The following is a 15309-nucleotide window of genomic DNA, read 5'->3' on the forward strand; positions in this document are numbered from 1 at the left end:
TGTTGTTTTGCCGGATTCTCCCTGAGATCCGGAGGCAAAATCAATTATGTCGGCAAGAACATAATAACGAGGAGATCGCCCATGTCCCGCCGTGCCCAACCCTTGCGCCGCCGTGCGCGCCACCTCGCCGTGCCGCTGCTGTGCCTCGGCCTGCTGTCGGCCGCGCAGGCCGGCGAGATCAAGCTCGCCACCACCACCAGCACCGAGAACTCCGGCCTGCTGAAGCACCTGCTGCCGCGTTTCGAGCAGACATCAGGCGTCAGGGTAAAAGTCATCGCCGTCGGCTCGGGCAAGGCCATGAAAATGGGCGAGATGGGCGATGTCGACGTGCTGCTGGTGCACGCGCGCAAGATGGAAGACGCGTTCGTCGCCGCCGGCTACGGCGTCAACCGGCGCGACGTGATGTACAACGATTTCATCTTGGTCGGGCCGGCCAGCGACCCGGCCGGGGTCAAGGGCGGCAAGGACGTGCTGGCCGGGTTCCGCAAGCTCGCCGCCAGCGGCAGCAAGTTCATCTCGCGCGGCGACAACTCCGGCACCGACGTGATGGAGAAGGACTACTGGAAGCAGCTCGGCATCGAACCCAAGGGCCAGCCTTGGTACGTCAACGCCGGCCTGGGCATGGGCGAGGTGCTGACCATGGCGGCACAGATGCCGGCCTATACGCTGTCGGACCGCGCCACCTATGGCGCCTACCGCGCCAAGACCGGCCTGGCAATCGCCATCGAGGGCGATCCGAAGATGTTCAACCCGTACGGGATCATCGCGGTCAACCCGGCCAGGCATCCGGGCACCAACTACAAGGATGCGATGAAGCTGGTGGAGTGGATCACGTCGAAGGAAGGACAGGACGTGATTGGGGGCTACAAGGTGGATGGGGAGCAGTTGTTCTTCCCGGACTACAAGGCCAAGTGACGTCCTATTGAGAGGGTCTCACCTGGCCCGCTGCGCCCAGCACCTGCTCGATAAACGCCGATTTAGCCGCGCGGTAGTCGCTCATTGCCGCACCGTCGTAGCTGCGCTTCAGTGCGTTGTAATGGTCGACCAACCCCGGATCGGCCCGGAGGCAATCACGGAAGCGAACGAATACGTCGAGGGGCGCGCCGCGCGCCACCAGTTGGATGCCCACCGGTGGCCGCAGTTCGTCGTGCTTGAAGGCAGAAAACCCAGCCGTACGCACCGAGCCCAGGTTCCTTTCATATAGCGCGACCAGCACCCGATCGGCCTCGGCAAACGTTTCCTCGCTCACCTGCACGCAGATGTCGAGGTCACCCTTGGTCAGGCAGCCGCTCACCGACGTGGCACCGACGTGCTCAATGACTGCGTCGGCGGGCAGGACCGCGGCAAGGCGTCGCCAGAGCGCCCGGAACAAGCGCTCCGCGGCGACGCCGCTCAGCTCGGAAGGGTCGAGCCGCAGCAGTTCAGCGCCGTCCTCGGACATCTCGCCGCCTCATCCCGCCTCGGCCTCCAGCCGCGGCAACTGCGGCAGATCCGCCGCCACCTCCGCGATCATGCGCCGGATCCACATCACGTCCGGCGCGGCATGGCAGCGCTCGTGCCAGAGCTGGTAGAAGCGCATGCGCGGGAACGACACCGGCGACGGCACCATGCGGATCGGCAGGTACTGCGCGTAGTGCGCGGCGAACTGCCGGCCGGTGGTAAAGACCATGTCGGTCTTCATCAGCACATACGGCACCAGGCCGAAATACGGCAGCGTGACCTGGATATTGCGCTTGTAGCCCTGCTCGGCGAGCGCCTGGTCGATCATGCTGCGCTGCATCGACGCGTAGGGCGCCGGCGCCAGGTGCGGCATTTCCAGGTAGTGCTTGAGCGTCAGTCCCTTGCGCGCCAGCGGGTGCTGCGCGCCCAGCATGCACACCACCTCGTCGTCGAACAGCGGCGAGATATGCAGGTGTTCCGGCGGCGACAGCCAGTTGCCGACCACGATATCCAGCTGTCCCTGCTCGAGGTCGTCGAGAAAATCCGACGACGACGTCATCGGATGCACGAACAGCTTGGCGCCCGGCGCCAGCCGGCGCACGCGCTCGACGATATTGGGCAGGAAGAAGGCGTCCAGGTAGTCGGGCGCGCCAAGGTGGAAGGTGCGCGTGGTGGTGGCCGGGTCGAACTGCTGCGGCGGCCGCGCGATGCGGTCCATCGCCGCCAGGCTCTGCTCGGCCAGCGCCAGCAGTTCGCGGCCGCGCTCGGTGGGCACCATGCCGTTTTTGCCTCGCACCAAAATGGCGTCGCCGGTGATCTCGCGCAGGCGCTTCAGGGTATTGCTGATGGCGGGCTGGGACTGGCCTAGACGCACGGCGGTGCGGGTCACGCTCTGCTCGGTGAGCAGGGTGTGGAGCACCCGCAGCAAATAAGTATCGAGATGGTCGCGTCCGTGCATGGCGATGGCGGCCCTCCGGCGAGGGCCGGATGGGTGGCGTGGGGGATGGGAACGGCGCATAGTGTATGACAGGCACCCCACAATTGGTCAAATCAGCATACCGCTCAGTGCGGCCGGGCACCGACGGGCGTTCCCGCTGATGGCGCATATCACCTGGGTCGAATATTGCATGAAACGTAGCGATGCTATGTTTCCGCCATCCCCAAGAGAGAGAAGACCATGGAGACGCAAACCATCCGCTTTTTCCACCGCGGCCAGGTCAAGGAAGTATCCGACGCCCCCATTACCCGCACCGTGCTGCAGTACCTGCGTGAAGACGCGCGCTGCACCGGCACCAAGGAAGGCTGCGCCGAAGGCGACTGCGGCGCCTGCACCGTCGTGATCGGCGAACTGCAGGACGGCGGCGACGTCGAATTCAAGGCCGTCAACGCCTGCATCCAGTTCCTGCCGACGCTCGACGGCAAGGCCCTGATCACGGTCGAGGACCTGCGCCAGGCCGACGGCAACCTGCATCCGGTGCAGGAAGCCATGGTCGAGTGCCACGGCTCGCAATGCGGCTTCTGCACCCCCGGCTTCGTGATGTCGCTGTGGGCGCTGTACCAGCAGCACACCCCGGGTGGCGAGGCGCCCTCGCGCCAGACCATCTGCGACGCCCTGACCGGCAACCTGTGCCGCTGCACCGGCTACCGCCCGATCATCGATGCCGGCGAACGCATGATGGCCCTGCCCGCCCCCACCGCGGACAAGCTCAACCCGCGCCAGATCGCCGACACGCTGCGCAATTTGAAGCGCGGCGAAACCTTCCGCTACCGCGCCCAGGGCCAGGAGTTCTTCGCCCCGCGCACCGCGGCCGAGTTCGGCGCGATCAAGGCGGCGCAGCCCGATATCCGCATCCTGGCCGGCAGCACCGACGTCGGCCTGTGGGTCACCAAGCAGTTCCGCGAGCTGGGCAACCTGCTCTACTTGGGCCAGGTGGAAGACCTGAACCAGGTCGAGCAACGCGAAGGCATGATCGAGATCGGTGCCGCGGTGACGCTGGAGAAGGCCTACGCGGCACTCAACGCCGCACACCCGGAACTGGAAGAGATGTGGAAGCGCTTTGCCTCGCTGCCGATCCGCAATGCCGGCACGCTGGGCGGCAATATCGCCAACGGTTCGCCGATCGGCGACTCGATGCCGGCATTGATCGCGCTGGGCACGGAAGTGGTGCTGCAGCATGGCGAGACGCGCCGCACGCTGCCGCTGGAAGACCTGTACCTGGCCTACCAGAAGACTGCCATGCAGCCGGGCGAGTTCGTCGCCGCGCTGCGCGTGCCGGTGGCCGGCCCGCAGCACTTCCGCACCTACAAGCTGTCCAAACGCTTTGACGAGGATATTTCCGCCGTGTGTGCCGCGTTCGGCATCACCGTGCAGGACGGCATCGTCACGCAGGCCCGCATCGCCTTCGGCGGCATGGCGGCGACGCCCAAGCGCGCCGCCGCCACCGAGGCCGCCCTGACCGGCCAGCCGTGGAACGAAGCCGCCGCCCGCGCCGGCATGGCCGCGCTGGCGCAGGACTACACGCCGCTGTCGGACATGCGCGCGACCGCGTCGTACCGCAGCCGCGGCGCCGCCAACCTGCTGTACCGGTTCTGGCTGGAAACCAACGCCGACGCACTGCCCGCCGCAGCTGTCAATGTGCGCGCCCCCGGCGCCGGCATCAACGAAACCGCCACGGCCTGAGCCAGAGAACAAGGAACGAAATCGGCATGAACAAGCAAACCGAACCCTTCCTGCTCGACGCCGCCGCCGAACAGGTACCGCAGGTCGGCATCTCGCGTCCGCACGAATCCGCCCACCTGCACGTGGCCGGCACCGCCACCTACACCGACGACATCCCCGAGCTGGCCGGCACGCTGCACGCCGCGCTCGGCATGAGCGCTCGCGCGCACGCGCGCATCAAGTCGGTCTTGCTCGACAAGGTGCGCGCCGCGCCGGGCGTGGTCGACGTGCTGACGGTGGACGACATCCCCGGCACCAATGATTGCGGCCCGATCATCCATGACGACCCGATCCTGGCGCGCGGCGTGGTGCAGTTCATCGGCCAGCCGGTCTTTATTGTGGTGGCGACCTCGCATGACGCGGCCCGCCGCGCCGCCCGCCTCGGCGTGATCGACTACGAAGACCTGCCGCCGGTGCTGTCGCCGCAGGCCGCGCACGAGGCCGGCAGCTACGTGCTGCCGCCGATGCACCTGACGCGCGGCGAACCGGCCGCGCACATTGCCGGCGCGGCCCACCAGGACAGCGGCACGATCCACCTGGGCGGCCAGGAGCAGTTCTACCTCGAAGGGCAGATCTCGTACGCCGCGCCGCGCGAGAACGACAGCATGCAAGTGTGGTGCTCGACCCAGCACCCCACCGAAATGCAGCACGCCGTGTGCCATATGCTGGGCTGGCAGGCGCACCAGGTGCTGGTGGAATGCCGCCGCATGGGCGGCGGCTTCGGCGGAAAGGAATCGCAGTCGGCGCTGTTCGCCTGCTGCGCCGCGCTGGCCGCGTGGAAGCTGATGTGCCCGGTCAAGCTGCGCCCGGACCGCGACGACGACATGATGATCACCGGCAAGCGCCATGACTTCGTGTTCGACTACAGCGTCGGCCACGACGACGAGGGCCATATCGAAGGCGTCAAGGTCGAGATGGTGTCGCGCGCCGGATTTTCGGCGGACCTGTCGGGCCCGGTGATGACCCGCGCCATCTGCCACTTCGACAACGCCTACTGGTTGCCGAACGTGCAGATCGACGGCTACTGCGGCAAGACCAACACGCAGAGCAACACCGCCTTCCGCGGCTTCGGCGGCCCGCAGGGCGCGTTCGCGGTCGAGTACATCCTCGACAATATCGCGCGCACGGTCGGCAAGGATGCGCTCGACGTGCGCCGCGCCAACTTCTACGGCAAGACCGGGAACAACGTCACGCCTTACGGCCAGACCGTGGAAGACAACGTCATCCACGAGCTGATCGACGAACTGGTGGCCAGCAGCGAATACCGCGCCCGCCGCGAGGCCACGCGCGCGTTCAACGCCAGCAGCCCGGTGCTGAAGAAGGGCATCGCCATCACCCCGGTGAAGTTCGGCATCTCGTTCAACGTGGCCCACTTCAACCAGGCCGGCGCGCTGGTGCACGTCTACAACGACGGTTCGGTGCTGGTGAACCACGGCGGCACCGAAATGGGCCAGGGCCTGAACACCAAGGTGGCGATGGTGGTGGCGCACGAGCTCGGCATCCGCATGGAACGCGTGCGCGTGACCGCGACCGACACCAGCAAGGTGGCTAATACCTCCGCCACCGCGGCGTCGACTGGCGCCGACCTGAACGGCAAGGCCGCGCAGGACGCCGCGCGCCAGATCCGCGAGCGCCTGGCCGCGTTTGCCGCGCGCAAGGCCGGCGTGGAGCCGTCCGCGGTTCGCTTCAACGATGACCTGGTCAGCGCCGGCGAGCTGCGCCTGTCGTTCGGCGAGCTGGCGCGCGAAGCCTATGTGGCGCGCGTGCAGCTGTGGTCCGACGGCTTCTACACCACGCCCAAGCTGCACTGGGACCAGAAGTCGCTGCAGGGCCGCCCGTTCTACTACTTCGCCTACGGCGCCGCGTGCTCCGAGGTGCTGGTGGACACGCTCACCGGCGAATGGAAGCTGCTGCGTGCCGACGCGCTGCACGACGCCGGCCGCTCGCTGAACCCGGCGATCGACATTGGCCAGGTCGAAGGCGCCTTTATCCAGGGCATGGGCTGGCTGACCACCGAGGAACTGTGGTGGAACAAGGACGGCAAGCTGATGACGCACGCCCCGTCCACGTACAAGATCCCGACGGTCAACGACTGCCCGGAGGAGTTCAACGTACGCCTGTTCCAGAACCGCAACGTCGAGGACAGCATCCACCGCTCCAAGGCCGTGGGCGAGCCGCCGCTGCTGCTGCCGTTCTCGGTGTTCTTCGCGATCCGCGACGCCGTGGCCGCGCTGGGCGACTACCGCATCAACCCGCCGCTGAAGGCCCCGGCCACCAGCGAGGCGATCCTCGATGCCGTGGATGCCGTGCGCGCGGCGGCGGCGCAAGGGGCTGCTCGGGTGGCTGCTCCCGCAGCCTGAACGGTGGCAAGGAAGCGCGCGCCTGCGGAGGCCCCGGACTTTCCCCCCTCGACTGCATTGACAGGCGAGGGGCCGGTGGCAGAAGCAGGCGCGCGCCACCGCTGACACAAGCGATACCACGCATCACCACAAGGCCCTCGACCATGCAGGACGCACCGCTCAAACCCTTCCGCTTCGCCGACGCCGCCCGCATGGTGCGTGCCGGCGTGCCGGTGGCGATGGTCACCATCGTCGAGGTCAAGGGCTCGGCGCCGCGCGAGGCCGGCATCCGCATGCTGGTCAGCGCCGACGACCTGGTCGGCACCATCGGCGGCGGCCACCTGGAATGGCGCGGCATGGACATCGCCCGCGAGATGCTGGTGCATGGCGAGCCGCGCCGGATCGAGCGCATTCCGCTGGGCCCGGCGCTGGGGCAGTGCTGCGGCGGCGTGGTGCAGCTCGCGTTCGAGGTGCTGGGCCCGGCCGACCTGGCCTGGCTCGATGGGGTCGAGCGCAATTTCGCCGCGCAGCGCGCGCTGCAACGGCAGGTGCCGGCCCGTGGCGCGGTGACTTTTTGCGACAGCCGCGCGGTGCTCGCCGGCGTGGAGCTGCAAACGGACGGCAGCTGGACCGACACGCTGGTGCCCGACACCATGCACGTGGTGCTGTTCGGCGCCGGCCATGTCGGCCATGCGCTGGTCAAGGTGCTGGCCACGCTGCCGTGCCGCGTGCACTGGGTCGACGAGCGCGACACGCTGTTCCCCGGCGGCCTGCCCGACAACGTCGAGGCCGAAGCCAGCGACACGCCCGAGGCCGTGGTCGCGCAGGCGCCGGCGGGCAGCTACTTCCTGGTGATGACGCACAGCCATGCGCTCGACCAGACCCTGTGCGAGGAAATCCTCAAGCGCACCGATTTCGCCTACTTCGGCCTGATCGGCTCCAAGACCAAGCGCGCGCGCTTTGAACACCGCATGGCCGAGCACGGCATCGACCCGGCCCGGTTTGCGGAAATGACATGCCCCATGGGGGTTCCCGGGATCACCGACAAGGCTCCGGCTATGATTGCGGTTGCCATCGTCGCCCAGCTGCTCCAGGTCCGCGAACAGCGCCTTGCCGCGCTGCGTGCGGGCCGCACGGAGACGGTGCATCCCTGAACCCGTGCCGCCGGTGCTGCCGGCCGGCACAGAAAAGCCCAGAAACGAGGCCCCCATGACCATCGATGCCGCGCTCGCGGAACAGATCCGCCGCACCCCCAAGGCCGAACTGCATGTGCATATCGAAGGCACGCTTGAGCCGGAACTGATCTTCCGGCTGGCGCAGCGCAACCAGGTGGCACTGCCCTACCCGAGCGTCGACGCGCTGCGCGCCGCCTATGCCTTCACCGACCTGCAGTCGTTCCTGGACATCTACTACGCCGGCGCCAGCGTGCTGCTGACTGAGGAAGATTTCTTCGACATGACCATGGACTACGTCAAGCGCGCCGTCGCCGACAACGTCCGCCACGCCGAGATCTTCTTCGATCCGCAGACCCATACTGCGCGCGGCGTGCCGATCGGCGTGGTGATCGACGGCATTGCCGATGCGCTGGCGCAGGCCCGCACCGAATACGACTTTTCGAGCAGCCTGATCCTGTGCTTCCTGCGCCATCTGTCGGAGGAAGACGCGTTCGCCACGCTGGAGGCGGCGCTGCCCTATCGCGACCGCTTCGTCGGCGTCGGGCTCGATTCGTCGGAAAAAGGCAACCCGCCCGAGAAATTCGCGCGCGTGTTCGCGCGGGCGCGCGAGCTGGGCCTGCACCTGGTGGCACACGCGGGCGAGGAAGGCCCGGCGCAGTATGTGACCGATGCGCTCGACATCCTGAAGGCGGAGCGCATCGACCACGGCGTGCGCGCCATCGACGATGCCGCGCTGGTCGAGCGCCTGGCACGCGAGCGCGTGGCGCTGACGGTGTGCCCGCTGTCGAACGTCAAGCTCAAGGTCTATCCCGACCTGCGCGACCACCCGCTCAAGCGCATGCTGGATGCGGGCGTGGCAATCACCCTGCATTCGGACGACCCGGCCTACTTCGGCGGCTATATGAATGCGAACTGGGAAGCCACCTTCGACGCGCTGCCGCTGGACGCGGCCGACGCGCACAAGCTGGCCCGCAACAGTTTTGAAGCGGCCTTCCTGCCTGCCATGCAGAAGGCCGAGTTCCTGGCGGAAGTCGACCACTTCTGGTCCGCTCCGCCCAAGTCCCCGCCCGCGACGGCCCCCGCGGCCTGAGCACGGCGCATGCCAATAGCCCGGCCTGCTGCTTGCACCATGCGGTGCCGCGCGGGCCGGCCACGAGAGACAAACCATGACGACCCACCCCACCACTGACTCCCGTACCCGCGCCATTCGCGGCCGCGTGCTGCATTTCCTGCGCGACCCGCAATTCCATGAGGACGCGTATCAGTATTGGGACGACGGGGTGCTGATCGTCACCGACGGGCGCATCGCCGCCGCCGGCGACTACGCGCAGCTGGCCGCGCGCATCCCGGCCGGCGCCGAAGTCATCGACCACCGCGGCAAGCTGATCGTGCCCGGCTTTATCGACACCCACGTGCACTACCCGCAGACCGACATGATCGCGTCGCCGTCGCCGGGCCTGCTGCACTGGCTCGACACCTACACCTTCCCCGAAGAGCGCCGCTTCGCCGACCCCGACTACGCGCGCGGCGTGGCCGGCTTCTTCACCGAGGAACTGCTGCGCAACGGCACCACCAGCGCGGTGGTCTGGAGCACGGTGCACAAGGCCTCGGCCGACGCGCTCTTTGCCGAGAGCGAGGCGCGCAACCTGCGCATGGTCACCGGCAAGGTGATGATGGACCGCAACTGCCCCGAGTTCCTGCGCGACACCGCCGAAAGCGGCGCCCGGGATTCCGCCGACCTGCTGTCGCGCTGGCATAACAAGGGACGGCTGTCGTACGCGATCACGCCGCGCTTCGCGCCGACCTCGACCGAGGCGCAGCTGGCCGCCTGCGGCGAACTGGCGCGCGCCTACCCCGACGCCTTTATCCAGACCCACGTGGCCGAGAACCGCGACGAGGTCAAATGGGTGGCCGAGCTGTTCCCGGATTCGCGCAGCTACCTGGACGTGTACGACCGCTACGGCCTGCTGCGTCCCGGCGCGATGTACGGCCACGCCATCTACCTGGACCAGGACGACCGCCGCCGGCTGGCCGACAGCGGCGCCGCGGTGGCGCACTGCCCGACTTCCAACCTGTTCCTGGGCAGCGGCTTCTATGACTTCCACCAGTCCGATGCCAATCGCCTGAACGTGACGCTGGCCACCGACGTCGGCGGCGGCACCTCGTTCTCGATGTTCCGTACCATGAACGCCGCGCACAAGGTGGCGCGCATGGGCGGCTACTACCTGACCGCGCTGCGCATGTTCTACCTGGCCACCCGGGCCGCGGCCGAGGCGCTGGGCTGGACCGGCCGCGTCGGCAGCTTTAGCGAAGGCTGCGAGGCCGACTTCGTCGTGCTGGATCCGAAGGCCACGCCGCTGATCGCTCGCCGCAGCAACCGCTCGGAAACGCTGGAAGAAGAGCTGTTCGCCTTTGCCATGCTGGGCGACGACCGCGTGATCGACAGCGTCTACGTGATGGGCGAGCCGGCCAACGTCCCGGCAGCCTGATCCGCCACACTTCCGCATCCGTAACCCGCCGCACCCGCGGCGGGCGCGCCCTTACCGCTTCCGCCGTCCCACCGGCTTGACGACCGTCAAGACTGCCTTCGACAAAGCCTTCTAACCTTGCGGTTCCGCCGCGGCCGCTCTGCCTTGCCGCGCACCGATATCCATCGACCGCAATCAGAAGGTTCTGCATGACCGCATATCAATCCGCTCAATCCGTCGACCCCGCCCCCGGGCACGCCCGGGCGCATGCCGGCGCGCGCGCCCGTGCGCAGCACCAGGCTCCGCTGCCTGAACCGATCGCACCGGACGCGCCGCTGCCGTCGCGCAAGATCATCCGCGGCTGGCTGATCCCGCTGGGCCAGCGCAGCACGCCGCGCGCGCTGATGCTGTTCGGCTTCGATTACCTGTTGTTCGGCGCCGTGCTGGCTGGCGTGGTGCTGGCGCCGCACTGGGCCGCCAAGCTCGCGCTGGGCGTGCTGGCGGGGCTGGTGATTGCGCGCCTGTTTATCATCGGCCACGATGCCTGCCACCAGAGCCTGACCCCGCGCCGCGGCCTGAACAAGTGGCTGGGCCGGCTGACCTTCCTGCCGTCGCTGACGCCGTACAGCCTGTGGGAAGTCGGCCATAACGTGGTCCATCACGGCTACACCAACCTGAAGGGCTTCGACTTCGTCTGGGCGCCGTATTCGCTCGAGGAATTCAACGCCCTGCCGCGCTGGCGCCGCGTGATGGAGCGCATCTACCGCACCGGCTTCGGTCCGGGCCTGTATTACCTGGTGGAGATCTGGTGGTGCAAGCTGTTCTTCCCCAGCAAGCGCCAGATGGCCACGCGCCGCCCGATCTTCACCGGCGACTGCGTGCTGGTGGCCGCGTTCGGGCTGGCCTGGATCGGCGCGCTGGTCGGCCTGGCCCTGACCACGCAGCAGTCCGTCTGGATGCTGGTCGGCGCCGGCTTCGTGCTGCCCTTCCTGGTGTGGAACATCACCGTCGGCTTCGTGCTGTACGTGCACCATACCCACACCAGTGTTGCGTGGTACGACACCAAGACGATGTGGGCCCGGGCCCAGCCGTTCGTCTCGACCACCGTGCATCTGCGCTTTCGCCATGGCATCGGCGCGGCGCTGCACCACATCATGGAACACACCGCGCACCACGTCGACATGAGCGTGCCGCTGTACCGCCTCAAGCGCGCGCAGGCGCTGCTGGAGCATGCGCTGCCGGGCCGCATCATCATCGAGAACTTCTCGTGGCGCTGGTATTTCGACACGGCGCGCCGCTGCAAGCTCTATGACTTCAAGGCGCTGTGCTGGACCGATTTCCGCGGCCGCCAGACCAGCGAGAACGCGCCGGTACCGGCCTGATCGCCTTGCCGGCCGCGACGGCGGTGGACGATCCACCGCCGTCGCGGTTATAATCGCCGCTTCCATTGGGGAGTAGCCGCCCTGCTCTCACCGCGCCGCGCAATGCGGACTCCGGGGGACAGGGGCGTACGTCAACAGACTTGACCGCTTGCGGTTATGGCGTGCGCAGCTCCGGACCCGCCTGGCCAAACCGGCCCAGGCAGCGTCCATGCCTGGCGAGACCGATGACCATCCCTTTCTGGCCGGGCCGGGAAAGGGTTGCGTCATTGGCATCTCGCGATGCATTGCGGCCCGGTTACCCCACAAGACCAATATGGAAGCCTTCCTCGTCTCCACAGGCATCGTCGCTCTCGCAGAAATGGGCGACAAGACGCAATTGCTGTCGCTGGTGCTGGCCGCGCGCTACCGCAAGCCGGTGCCCATCATCCTCGGCATCCTGATCGCCACGCTGTTCAACCACGGCTTCGCCGGCGCGCTCGGCGGCTGGATCACGCACGTGGTTGGCGAAAGCCTGCTGCGCTGGATCCTGGGACTGGGCTTTATCGCGATGGCCGCGTGGATGCTGATCCCCGACAAGCTCGACGACGCCGAGCAGGCCAAGCCCGTCAAGGGCTTCATCGGCATCCTCGGCACTACCATCGTTGCCTTCTTCTTTGCCGAGATGGGCGACAAGACCCAGATCGCCACGGTGGCACTGGCGGCGCGCTTCAGCGATGCGGTGCTGGCGGTGGTCATGGGTACCACTTTCGGCATGATGATCGCCAATGCGCCGGCCGTCCTGCTTGGCGACAAGTTCGCCAACAAGATGCCGATCGGGCTGGTGCACAAGATTGCGGCGGGAATCTTCCTGGTGCTGGGGGTGCTGGCGCTGCTGAATATCGGCGGATAAAGCGCCAGGCAAAAAAAACGGGGCACAAGGCCCCGTTCAAACCCTCGCCGGTCCGGTACTGACGGCTGCCAACTGCGCAACCCTCCGGACCGTCGATCACCGATGCTCGGATTTCGCGGGCCGGCTCTGCAAGAGCGCAGCCCAATGCTGATCAGCGCAGAACACGTTAATTCGTAGTCTTGGCACCGCCTTCGAACCACTGCCCCAGCAGCGCACGTTCGTCGTCGGTGATCTGCGTCACGTTGCCCAGCGGCATCGCCTTCTGCTGCACCGCCTGCTGGTAGATCAGCTGGGCGTGGGCCTTGATGTCCTCAGGCGTCTCGAGCTTGATGCCCTTGGCCGCGGTCGGCATCATCTTCGGCTGCTCGGCGTGGCACTGCACGCAGCGCGCGTTCATCACTTCCTGCACCTTGGCGAAGCTGACCGCCGCGGCGGCCTCGCCATCGGCCTTGGCCACGGCCGGGCGCGGCTGCGGCGCGATCATCACGGCGACAACTCCCAGCGCGGCGACGCCGGCGGCAGGCCACAGCACGTTGATCTTGCCCTTGTGCTTCAGGATGAAGAACTGGCGGATCAGCACGCCCGACAGCATGATCAGGATCAGCACCACCCAGTTGTACTTGTGGGCGTAGGTCATGCTGTAGTGGTTCGACAGCATCGCGAACAGCACCGGCAGCGTGAAGTAGGTGTTGTGCACGCTGCGCTGCTTGCCGCGCTTGCCGTGGATCGGGTCCACCGGCTGGCCGGCCTTCAGTGCCGCGACCACCTTGCGCTGGCCCGGGATGATCCACGCCAGCACGTTCGCGCTCATGATCGTCGCCACCATCGCGCCGGTCAGCAGGAACGCCGCGCGGCCCGAGAAGATATGGCACGCGACGTAGGCGGCGGCGGCGATGTAGATCGCCACCAGGATGCCGACCAGGCGGTCGTTCTTGTTGAACAGGCGGCAGATGCTGTCATAGACGATCCAGCCGATCAGCAGGTACGACACCGCGAAGCCGACCGCCGCGCCGGGCGACATGTCGAACACGTTCTTGTCGATCAGGAACGTGCTGGCGTTGAACAGGTACAGCACCACCAGCAGCGCAAAGCCGCTCATCCAGGTCGAATACGACTCCCAGTAGAACCAGTGCAGGTTCTCCGGCAGCGACTTGGGCGCGGTCAGGTACTTCTGCGGGTTGTAGAAACCGCCGCCGTGCACCGCCCACAGCTCGCCGTCGACGCCCTTTTCCTTCAGGTCCGGCGCGGTGGGCTTGGTCAGGCTGTTGTCCAGCCACACGAAATAGAACGAAGAGCCGATCCATGCGATGGCGGTGATGACGTGCACCCACCGCAGCAGCATATTGGCCCAGTCGAGGATATAGCCTTCCATGTCTTGTCTCCTGTTTCCCTATGCCACCGCTTCAGCTGCCGCGGTAGGTCGAGTACGACCAGGGCGAAACCAGGAGGGGCACGTGATAGTGCGCGTTGACGTCGGCAATGCCGAAGCGCAGCGGCACCACGTCCAGGAAGGCCGGCTCGGGCAGCTTCACGCCCTGCGCGCGGAAATAATCGCCGGCGGCGAATTCCAGCTCGTACACGCCCGCGGCGAGGTCGGCGCCCTCCAGCAGCGGCTGGTCGCAGCGGCCGTCGTGGTTGGTGACCACGGTCTTCAGGGTTTCGCGACGATTGTCGACAATTTTATGGAGAGTAATCGACATGCCCTGCCCGGGCGTGCCCGCAGCGGTGTCGAGAACATGGGTGGTCAAGCGTCCCATCGTATTTGTCCTTTTGCGATTGGGTTGTGAGGGGCGCCGCTGCCTTCACTAGCACCATGTGTGGGATGGTGCCCGCTCGGTACGTCTGGTAACGCATCCCGGCGCTGGGTTGGTGCGTGGCGACAATGCGCCTGCACTTGCCCGTTGGCAATTCAGGGATTTCCCTGAGTTGTCGAAAACCTGAGTTGGTTTTGTTGACAATATTGAGGCCGTAACCAAATAATTGTCAACAATTTTTGGATCACCGTACCCTGATACGCAGGATTTACGGTGCCCTGCCTGACCTGCCGGTGCCACGATGTCCAAGAGCCTGAAGCTGATTGCCGCTAACGCCGAATCCAAGGCCGGCGAGCCGACCGAGATCCCGGGCAAGCCCGCCAAGCCCGCGCGCAAGGGCTCGGTCGAGGAGCGCATGTACCACGAGATCTACGACGCGATCATGGAGCACCGGCTGCCGCCGCGCACCAAGCTTACCGAGCATTCGCTTTGCGAGATCTATGCCACCGCGCGCCACACCGTGCGCAAGGTGCTGTCGCACCTGGCGGCGGACGGCATGGTCGACCTCGAGCCCAACCGCGGCGCCTTTATCGCCAGCCCGTCGACCGACGAGGCGCACGACATGTTCGAGCTGCGCCAGATGCTGGAGCGCGCGGTGCTGGAAAAGCTGGCCGGCATGGCCGACGTCAAGGCCGTGATCGCCCCGCTGCGCCAGATGGTCGCCAATGAGCGCCAGGCCTTCCTGACGCACGACCGTCCCAAGTGGATCCGCCTGTCCGCCGAATTCCACACCGCGCTGGCGGAACTGTCGGGCAATGCGCTGCTGGTCAACATGATGCGCCGCCTGGTGTCGCGCACCACGCTGATGATCGCCAGCGTGGAAGCGCCGGGCAACAACGCCTGCTCGTTCGACGAGCACGAAGAAATCCTCGACGCCCTCGAACAGGGCAATGCCGCACTGGCCCAGTCGCGCATGGCGCACCACCTTGGCGCCTGCGCCGACCGCGTGCAGCCGGACGAACCGGGCAACTTCGATCTTCGCAGCGTGCTGGGTCGCTCCACCTAGCACGGTGTTCCCGTCACGCCCCCGCAAGAAGAAGGCAGCAGGCCCGTCGTCAGTACCGCGCCCAGGCAGGGCAAACG

Annotated in this window: 13 protein-coding genes and 1 riboswitch; of the genes, 9 read left to right on the plus strand and 4 right to left on the minus strand. The window is 66.9% G+C overall.

Annotation, left to right across the window (positions count from 1 at the left end; genetic code table 11):
- The first annotated feature begins 81 nt into the window (after positions 1 to 81).
- A complete protein-coding gene (locus tag MKD38_RS01690; protein ID WP_252674375.1) occupies positions 82 to 915 on the plus strand; it encodes an ABC transporter substrate-binding protein in 834 nt (277 codons plus the stop codon).
- 4 nt (positions 916 to 919) lie between these two features.
- Here MKD38_RS01690 and MKD38_RS01695 read toward each other — a convergent pair whose 3' ends face one another.
- The gene (locus MKD38_RS01695) at positions 920 to 1441 is read right to left on the minus strand and encodes a GrpB family protein (RefSeq protein WP_252674376.1); all 522 of its coding nucleotides are present in this window, start codon (positions 1439 to 1441) and stop codon (positions 920 to 922) included.
- Between the two features lie 9 nt (positions 1442 to 1450).
- Positions 1451 to 2398, minus strand: a complete 948-nt coding sequence (locus tag MKD38_RS01700; protein WP_010809162.1) for a LysR substrate-binding domain-containing protein — start codon at positions 2396 to 2398, stop codon at positions 1451 to 1453.
- 219 nt (positions 2399 to 2617) lie between these two features.
- Here MKD38_RS01700 and xdhA point away from each other — a divergent pair, with 219 nt between their 5' ends.
- The 7 genes from xdhA to MKD38_RS01735 all read left to right on the plus strand — a co-directional run bounded on the left by xdhA (position 2618) and on the right by MKD38_RS01735 (position 12412).
- A complete protein-coding gene (gene xdhA / locus MKD38_RS01705; protein ID WP_252674377.1) occupies positions 2618 to 4120 on the plus strand; it encodes a xanthine dehydrogenase small subunit in 1503 nt (500 codons plus the stop codon).
- A gap of 26 nt (positions 4121 to 4146) precedes the next feature.
- On the plus strand, positions 4147 to 6519 hold the full coding sequence (gene xdhB / locus MKD38_RS01710) for a xanthine dehydrogenase molybdopterin binding subunit (RefSeq protein WP_252674378.1): 2373 nt from the start codon (positions 4147 to 4149) through the stop codon (positions 6517 to 6519).
- A 143-nt stretch (positions 6520 to 6662) separates the two neighbouring features.
- Positions 6663 to 7652 carry a xanthine dehydrogenase accessory protein XdhC gene (xdhC, locus tag MKD38_RS01715; RefSeq protein WP_252674379.1) on the plus strand — a complete coding sequence of 330 codons (990 nt, stop codon included), beginning with the start codon at positions 6663 to 6665 and terminating at the stop codon, positions 7650 to 7652.
- A gap of 55 nt (positions 7653 to 7707) precedes the next feature.
- Positions 7708 to 8763, plus strand: a complete 1056-nt coding sequence (locus MKD38_RS01720) for an adenosine deaminase (protein ID WP_062797700.1) — start codon at positions 7708 to 7710, stop codon at positions 8761 to 8763.
- A 76-nt stretch (positions 8764 to 8839) separates the two neighbouring features.
- The gene (guaD, locus tag MKD38_RS01725) at positions 8840 to 10162 is read left to right on the plus strand and encodes a guanine deaminase (RefSeq protein WP_252674380.1); all 1323 of its coding nucleotides are present in this window, start codon (positions 8840 to 8842) and stop codon (positions 10160 to 10162) included.
- Between the two features lie 188 nt (positions 10163 to 10350).
- Positions 10351 to 11523, plus strand: coding sequence for a fatty acid desaturase (locus MKD38_RS01730; protein ID WP_252674381.1), 1173 nt, complete (start codon positions 10351 to 10353; stop codon positions 11521 to 11523).
- Positions 11524 to 11572: 49 nt separating this feature from the next.
- Positions 11573 to 11809, plus strand: a riboswitch (yybP-ykoY riboswitch).
- A gap of 27 nt (positions 11810 to 11836) precedes the next feature.
- Positions 11837 to 12412 (plus strand): TMEM165/GDT1 family protein, encoded by a 576-nt coding sequence (locus tag MKD38_RS01735; protein WP_252674382.1) that lies wholly within the window; start codon positions 11837 to 11839, stop codon positions 12410 to 12412.
- A gap of 166 nt (positions 12413 to 12578) precedes the next feature.
- Here the strand turns inward: MKD38_RS01735 and MKD38_RS01740 are convergent, their stop codons facing one another.
- Both MKD38_RS01740 and uraH read right to left on the minus strand, forming a co-directional pair.
- Positions 12579 to 13784 carry a urate hydroxylase PuuD gene (locus MKD38_RS01740; RefSeq protein ID WP_252674383.1) on the minus strand — a complete coding sequence of 402 codons (1206 nt, stop codon included), beginning with the start codon at positions 13782 to 13784 and terminating at the stop codon, positions 12579 to 12581.
- 31 nt (positions 13785 to 13815) lie between these two features.
- Complete coding sequence (gene uraH / locus MKD38_RS01745) at positions 13816 to 14169, minus strand: hydroxyisourate hydrolase (protein ID WP_012352291.1); 354 nt, start codon at positions 14167 to 14169, stop codon at positions 13816 to 13818.
- 298 nt (positions 14170 to 14467) lie between these two features.
- Between uraH and MKD38_RS01750 the strand changes: the two genes are divergently transcribed.
- Positions 14468 to 15232: a GntR family transcriptional regulator gene (locus MKD38_RS01750; RefSeq protein WP_252674384.1), complete on the plus strand. Its 765-nt coding sequence runs from the start codon at positions 14468 to 14470 to the stop codon at positions 15230 to 15232.
- Positions 15233 to 15309: the final 77 nt, after the last annotated feature.

Source organism: Cupriavidus sp. WGlv3 (assembly GCF_023952475.1).
GTDB lineage: Bacteria > Pseudomonadota > Gammaproteobacteria > Burkholderiales > Burkholderiaceae > Cupriavidus > Cupriavidus phytorum.

Excerpts from the sequence above, each read along its gene's own strand:
- MKD38_RS01720 (WP_062797700.1), top strand. The coding sequence starts at position 7,708 with ATGACCATCGATGCCGCGCTCGCGGAACAGATCCGCCGCACCCCCAAG.
- MKD38_RS01690 (WP_252674375.1), top strand. The coding sequence starts at position 82 with ATGTCCCGCCGTGCCCAACCCTTGCGCCGCCGTGCGCGCCACCTCGCC.
- xdhC (WP_252674379.1), top strand. The coding sequence starts at position 6,663 with ATGCAGGACGCACCGCTCAAACCCTTCCGCTTCGCCGACGCCGCCCGC.
- MKD38_RS01730 (WP_252674381.1), top strand. The coding sequence starts at position 10,351 with ATGACCGCATATCAATCCGCTCAATCCGTCGACCCCGCCCCCGGGCAC.
- MKD38_RS01740 (WP_252674383.1), bottom strand. The coding sequence starts at position 13,784 with ATGGAAGGCTATATCCTCGACTGGGCCAATATGCTGCTGCGGTGGGTG.
- guaD (WP_252674380.1), top strand. The coding sequence starts at position 8,840 with ATGACGACCCACCCCACCACTGACTCCCGTACCCGCGCCATTCGCGGC.
- uraH (WP_012352291.1), bottom strand. The coding sequence starts at position 14,169 with ATGGGACGCTTGACCACCCATGTTCTCGACACCGCTGCGGGCACGCCC.
- MKD38_RS01700 (WP_010809162.1), bottom strand. The coding sequence starts at position 2,398 with ATGCACGGACGCGACCATCTCGATACTTATTTGCTGCGGGTGCTCCAC.
- MKD38_RS01735 (WP_252674382.1), top strand. The coding sequence starts at position 11,837 with ATGGAAGCCTTCCTCGTCTCCACAGGCATCGTCGCTCTCGCAGAAATG.
- MKD38_RS01750 (WP_252674384.1), top strand. The coding sequence starts at position 14,468 with ATGTCCAAGAGCCTGAAGCTGATTGCCGCTAACGCCGAATCCAAGGCC.
- xdhA (WP_252674377.1), top strand. The coding sequence starts at position 2,618 with ATGGAGACGCAAACCATCCGCTTTTTCCACCGCGGCCAGGTCAAGGAA.
- xdhB (WP_252674378.1), top strand. The coding sequence starts at position 4,147 with ATGAACAAGCAAACCGAACCCTTCCTGCTCGACGCCGCCGCCGAACAG.
- MKD38_RS01695 (WP_252674376.1), bottom strand. The coding sequence starts at position 1,441 with ATGTCCGAGGACGGCGCTGAACTGCTGCGGCTCGACCCTTCCGAGCTG.